This is a genomic window from Nostoc sp. CHAB 5715, assembly GCF_020829685.1.
Taxonomy (GTDB): domain Bacteria; phylum Cyanobacteriota; class Cyanobacteriia; order Cyanobacteriales; family Nostocaceae; genus Nostoc.
On the sequence record NZ_JAIVFR010000370.1, the window covers coordinates 1 to 6,606 of the forward strand.

Sequence of the window (6,606 nt, forward strand, 5' to 3'; positions counted from 1 at the left end):
CAGCTTTAACGATTATGGGTTTGGTGATGCAGGTACGGGTACTTCCCAGGATAGTGAAGCTGCGATCGCTCTAACTTTTGCTGAAGCATTTAACGGCGTGCAAAAGCGCTTTAGTTTAGGTAACGAAACAATTGATGTTCGTATCCCATCTGGCGCTAAACCTGGTACTCGTTTGCGCGTGCGGGGTAAAGGTCAAATCAACCCGATGACTCAGCAACGAGGGGATTTATACTTAAAAGTCGAATTTCAGCCGCACTCGTTCTTCCAAGTGGAAGGCGATAACTTGGTGTGCGAAGTGCCAATCACGCCAGATGAAGCTACTTTAGGAGCATCTATTGATGTACCTACTCCCGATGGTTTAGTTAATGTCAAACTACCAGCAGGAGTGCGTTCTGGTCAATCGTTGCGTTTACGTGGCAAAGGTTGGCCCCTCGCTAAAGGTGGACGTGGCGATCAGCTGGTGAAGGTGGCGATCGCACCACCAAAAGACCTCAGCCAGCAAGAGCGCGAATATTATGAAAAAATCCGGGCTATACGTACTTATAATCCCCGCAGTCATTTACAGCAAGTCAAGCTGTGAAAATTTAGCTTTGTAGAGGCGGTAAATTTACCGTCTCTACATTGACTAGGCATGAATTTGCTGCTTATTTCTCGCTACTACGATCAACTTAAACGCTTCCATTGCTTCTGGTGTAGCCTCGGTAGCTTGCCATGTTGTCCGTGCAGCTAACCGATCGTGCCAAGCATTCAGCTTTGGATAATCACTTAAGGAAATGCCTTCACAATTTTATTAGTAGGGTGGGCATTGCCATTTACCAGGGCTATTTCATTCTCATCTAGCCCGCCTCAGAATAAATTCTGAGGCTAATAGCACTCATTCGTCTAAAGACGACTAAGAAAGGCTTTTAGTCCACTAAGCGTGGACTTAAGCTATAAGAGAGGAACTTTAGTTCTGGGCGGTTTATGTTTAGAACGAAATAGCCCTAGCCATTTACACCTTACACTTAATTGAATTGTTCTAACAAAGTCTCAACACTAGCATTGTGATCCAAAAAAGAAAATAAATGCCAGTAGCGGAGTTTCCCTTCTTTATCTAATACAAACTGGGCTGGTAAAGGCGCTCCCAGTGCTTGTCCTACTTGATAGGTACGAAACACTCGACAACTGGGGTCACTCAACAAAGGCATTTGTAAGCCTAAATCTCTCACAACTATTTGACTCTGCCGTTCATCGGTACTAGTAATCATTAAAACTTCTATACCGCGATTTTTAAACTGCTCATAGTTTTCATTTAAAGCTTTGATGTCAGGAAAACAAAAAGGGCAATATTGTTTTTCAGTAAAGATGCGAGTAAAGGCGAGTAACACTGGTTGCTTGTCTTTATAATCAGACAATTTTACTAAAGTTCCGTTGGTAATATCTGGCAGTTGAAAATCTGGTGTTCCTACTCCCAACCTGAGTTTATTTGTCGCTGGAACTGGTAAAAAATTGCGGAAGAATCGCTCATTTAATAAGCCACTAAAATCAGTTGAACTAAGCATATTTTTATCCCTGATTATTTAATACTATTTTATGAAAAAACCACAGATAGATACCGAGGTTGACACTGTTTAATGTGTATCTCTGTTTATCTGTGGTTTTCGTTGATTTCAACTCCAACAGGATAGATTAGATCCTAGCTAGCGAAATTTAGACAGCAGAGAAGTAAACTTTAGACTTCACTGGGTCAGGATTCATGGTCTTGTCACCAGGTTGCCAACCAGCTGGGCAAACTTCGTCGGGGTGAGACTGAACATACTGAATTGCTTGCAGTGTCCGCAGGGTTTCATCAACGCTGCGACCAAAAGCTAGGTTGTTGATGGTGGCGTGCTGTATAATACCATCTTTATCGATGATGAACAGACCACGCAAGGCAATGCCAGCTGCTGGATCAAGAACGTTGTAAGCGGCGCTAATCTCTTTTTTGATGTCGGAGACTAGAGGATAATTCAGGTCGCCGACACCACCAGACTTACGATCTGTTTGAATCCAAGCGAGGTGGGAGAATTCACTATCAACAGAAGCCCCAAGGACTTCAGTATTGATTTTCTTGAATTCTTCGTAGCGATCGCTAAATGCTGTGATTTCAGTGGGACAAACAAAGGTAAAGTCTAGTGGGTAGAAAAACAGGACGACATACTTACCGCGATAATCGGAAAGTTTGATTGTCTTAAATTCCTGATCTACCACAGCCGTTGCTGTGAAATCGGGAGCTTGTTGACCAACGCGGAGGCTTCCTTCGGTTCCGTAAGTAAGGGACATTAACCTAATTCTCCTTTATCGGTTTAGTAGCGTTGGAATTTGGGTCAAGTAAAACTCACCCATCCACGCTCTCACAGTTTAATTACGATCTGTTACGACTATATCATACTCATAACGATTTTGAGTAGCAAATGCTTGATTTAGATACAAGAGAATGGTTGCTTACCAATGGCTTAGGAAGTTTTGCCAGTGGTACAGTTTCGGATGTCCGCACACGTACTTATCACGGTTGGCTGTTTGCCGCTACAAAGCCTCCTTGCGATCGCACTCTGCTGTTTTCGCACCTAGAAGCTAGCTTGGAAGTATTAGGGAACGTTGTGGCACTGGGGACAAATTTTTGGGGTAACGGTCAGATTGAGCCGACAGGCTACGAATTGCTACGCTGTTTTGATATTAACCCAGTTCCAAAATGGATTTGGGGTCAAGATAACTGGCAGTTAACCAGACAATTGGTGATGCCTTATGGTTGGGAAGGGAGTAGGGAATGGGGAGTAGGGAGTAGGGAAGAGAATCATGCTTCCCACTCCCCAGTACAGACGCGATTAATCGCGTCTCTCCCCAGTACAGACGCGATTAATCGCGTCTCTTTGCACTCCCAATTTCGCCATCGAATTTTGATCCAATATCGCTATAACGGAAGTGATACAGCGATTTTACGGCTGCGACTGCTGATAGCAGAACGTGACTTTCACCACCAGCAAACTGCTAGTGCAGGATTACAGTTCTCAGAATTGCTTGGGCAACAGCAAGTCTGTCTGCAAGCAAAAAATTCCGGGCATTTCGGTATACCTTGGCACTTGCGCTGGACACAAGGAAAATATCAACCAGATGCAGTTTGGTATTGGAATTATGGATTGCCTGAGGAGACAAAACACGGATTAGGCGACAAGGAAGACCTCTACAGTCCTGGTTACTTGGTAGTCACACTGCAACCAGGAGATACAGTTACTCTAGAAGCACGAGTAGGTTTTCCCGATTCGACGGCAGGTGTTCTCACCGGCGAAACCTTTGCAGAAGCAGTAGAGGCAGAGCAAAAACGGCTCTCCCAGATTTTTGGATGGAGACAGGGAGGCAAACAAGCAGAAGAGCCAGAGGCGCAGGGGGAAGGGTGTAGAAAAGAGGAATTTCCCCCCTGCTCCCTGCTCCCTGCTCCCCTGCTTCTTCCCCACTCCCCACTCCCCACTCCCCACTCCCCACTCTGGCAACAACTACTCAAAGCAAGCGATCAGTTTATCGTCTATCGAGCCTCAATTCCAGGCCTTACAGTAATTGCTGGTTATCACTGGTTTAATGACTGGGGACGCAACACATTAATCGCTTTACCAGGGTTAGCACTTGTTCCACGGCGCTTTGACTTAGCAAAAGGAGTATTGCGGACTTTTGGGCATTATTGCCGCCACGGTTTGATTCCTAATGCATTTCCTGATGTCAACGGAGAACCAATTTATAACAGTATTGATGCAGCGTTGTGGTGGATTGAAACTTTAGGACTTTATTTAGAAGCTACCCAAGACTGGGAATTTTTGGCAGAGCAATTCCCCTTAGTACAGCAAATTTACAAAGCATTTGTTGGTGGTACACATTTCAATATCCAGATAGATGCTATCGATGGGCTAGTTAGTTGGGATGCTCCTGGTGCAGCCCTTACCTGGATGGATGTGGTTATTGGGGCATACCCCGTCACTCCCCGTTACGGTAAGCCAGTGGAAATCAATGCACTGTGGTATTCTGCTTTATGTTGGCTGAGTCAGTGGGCAGAACAATTGAGCGAGCTTGAGTATGGCTCGCCAGTGCGCCTCACTAAGCAAGCACAGCGTTATGCTCAACAAGCAGAACATGTGAAAACCTCGCTGCAAAAGTTCTGGAATCCTCAACTGGGTTATCTGTACGATACTATTGAGCCGGACGATCGCCGGAATTTTCAAATTCGTCCCAATGCCGTTTTGGCGCTGTCGCTGCATCATTGCGCCTTTTCTGAACAGCAAGGGTGTCAAGTATTAGATTTGGCAACTGTCAGCTTGCTCACCCCCTATGGTCTTCGCAGTCTTGATCCAGGAGATCCCGAATACAAGGGGAGATATGAGGGTAATCAAGAGCAACGCGATCGCGCTTATCACCAAGGCACTGTTTGGGCTTGGCTAATTGGGCCATATATTCGGGCTTGGCAACGTTTTTATCCACAGCGATCGCTGCCTTTTGATTGGCAACCTCTGCTAGATCACTTTCTATTTGATGCTGGTCTTGGTTCTATTTCTGAGATTTTTGATGGCGATGCACCTCACAAGCCCAGAGGAGCGATCGCTCAAGCTTGGTCAGTTGCCGAAGTAATTCGCCACATTAAATAGTGCTGAGTATAAGAGATAGCTGAGGAAATTTGGCTGTTGATTCATGTCGAAATTCAGGCAAAATCGGAAGATAATTTTGCTCAAAGGATGTTTTCTTACAACCTGCGAATTTTTGACAAATTTGCTAAACCAGCCATTAGCCTAGCAATCTTGTGCGATGCCGACTCGACTTGGAAACCAAATCAATACAGTTATAATTATCCCGATTGTGGTCTGCATTTTAGATTTGGAACCGTCAAACTGCTCGATTATCAAAATCGATGGACAGAGTTAGAAAACAGCGATAATCCCTTTGCGACGGTGGTAATGGCACATTTGAAAACCCAACAAACTACTAAACAGTTGGGAGAAAGGAAAACGTGGAAATTTAGTTTAATTCGGCGATTGTATGAACAAGGGCTGCAAGAAAGGGATATTCGTAACCTCTATCGTTTTATCGATTGGGTTATGATTTTACCAAAAGGATTAGAAGCAGAATTTTGGCAGGAGTTTAAACAATTCGAGCAGGAGCGTACCATGAGTTACATTACCACAGGCGAACGCATTGGCTACGAGCGAGGTAAGGAAGAAGGACAACAGGAACAAGCACAAACACTTGTACTACGACAGCTACAAAAACGGGTAGGTGAGTTACCACAGCAGGTTCGAGAACAGATTCAGGGTCTTTCTCTAGAACAATTGGAAGCACTGGGTGAGGCTTTGTTAGATTTTAGTGCGATCGCTGATTTGCTCAACTGGCTACAAACTCATCAAACAGTTAGTGCTGAGTCCTAAGTATTAGAGGTCAAACTTGCCTCTTACAGAGCAGTCAAAGTTACTCTATCTTACCTCCACTTATCGCTCACTACTTATAACTTTTAAAGTGGCTCAGGTCGGAGTTGAACCAACGACCCCAGGCTTATGAGTCCCAAAAGTAAGCCAACTATATAAGCAGCTTCAGCTCCAGGTATCTTATTTCATAGTCAGGTAATAGTCAACACTTGTTTTATAATCTTATCATATTGAGTGATTATTGACACTAAAGTTTTCACTGACTAAACTTGATACAGTCTCCAAGCAATAAATAACTCTTGGGTCGATTGTGATTAAGTTCACGCCTCTTGTCTTATTCCCAATAAAGCTGATGTGTTGTGGTATATCAGGAAACCACGCATTGGTTTTAGTTGTGGGGATGCTGGGAGCTTGGTGGGCTTGAATAACTTTAGATATATCAGTAATAGCTTTACTACCCAAGCTTGGGTCATATTCAGGAAACATTAAGTAGTAATCCTGTATCTCTATTTCTAAAGCATCAGCATTAGCTTGAGCTTCTTGCTCTAAGGAATACTCAAAATACCTGGCTAAAGCTCTATCAATCCATTCTTGCCCTGGTAAAGTAGCTATTCTAGTAGTTCCAAGAACAGAGCAATCTTTAGGAATATCTCTCAGGTATTTTTCGATGATCTTGAAAGCTTTTCTTGCATCAATATTTCCGACTACCGAAAAGATGATTTTCTCAGTATCCAGGTTTTCTGCGATAAAATCCTGCAGGTGCTTTTTTGAAAAAGACTTCACACTCTCCTGGGTACCGAGGATATTGGCACCTAACTGGTGTTCCGGAAAAAGCAGGGCATCGAAATCATCCTGGATCGAGTCTTCCGGAGAATCAAGGTACATAGACATTTCTTCCAGGATCACCCCTCTTTCTTTTTCTATCTGTTTTTCAGGAAAAATGCTGTTGAAAGTGATATCACAAAGTAATTCCACCGATTTCTCAAAATGGATATCGAGCAGGGAGGCATAAAAACAGACCTTTTCTTTGGTGGTATAGGCGTTTAATTCACCGCCTACCGCTTCCAGCCTGTTGATAATATGGTATGATTTACGTTTTTTTGTACCTTTGAAAGCCATGTGTTCCCAAAAGTGGGCCAGTCCTGTTTGATGGGGCAGTTCATCACGGCTACCGATATCCAACATGATA

General features: G+C 43.9%; 6 protein-coding genes. 3 read left to right on the plus strand and 3 right to left on the minus strand.

Annotated elements, in window-relative coordinates; all coding sequences use genetic code 11:
* On the plus strand, window positions 1-580 hold a 580-nt coding region (locus tag LC574_RS20305; protein WP_229455226.1), incomplete at its 5' end, for a J domain-containing protein.
* A gap of 424 nt (window positions 581-1,004) precedes the next feature.
* Here the strand turns inward: LC574_RS20305 and LC574_RS20310 are convergent.
* Window positions 1,005-1,541: a peroxiredoxin gene (locus tag LC574_RS20310; RefSeq protein WP_229455227.1), complete on the minus strand. Its 537-nt coding sequence runs from the start codon at window positions 1,539-1,541 to the stop codon at window positions 1,005-1,007.
* Window positions 1,542-1,689: 148 nt separating this feature from the next.
* A complete protein-coding gene (locus tag LC574_RS20315; RefSeq protein WP_069068387.1) occupies window positions 1,690-2,301 on the minus strand; it encodes a peroxiredoxin in 612 nt (203 codons plus the stop codon).
* Between the two features lie 131 nt (window positions 2,302-2,432).
* Between LC574_RS20315 and LC574_RS20320 the strand changes: the two genes are divergently transcribed.
* Together LC574_RS20320 and LC574_RS20325 are read left to right on the plus strand one after the other, a co-directional pair.
* The gene (locus LC574_RS20320) at window positions 2,433-4,646 is read left to right on the plus strand and encodes an amylo-alpha-1,6-glucosidase (RefSeq protein WP_229455229.1); all 2,214 of its coding nucleotides are present in this window, start codon (window positions 2,433-2,435) and stop codon (window positions 4,644-4,646) included.
* A 36-nt stretch (window positions 4,647-4,682) separates the two neighbouring features.
* A complete protein-coding gene (locus LC574_RS20325; protein ID WP_229455231.1) occupies window positions 4,683-5,420 on the plus strand; it encodes a DUF4351 domain-containing protein in 738 nt (245 codons plus the stop codon).
* A gap of 222 nt (window positions 5,421-5,642) precedes the next feature.
* Here LC574_RS20325 and LC574_RS20330 read toward each other — a convergent pair.
* On the minus strand, window positions 5,643-6,606 hold a 964-nt coding region (locus LC574_RS20330; protein WP_229455232.1), incomplete at its 5' end, for a pitrilysin family protein.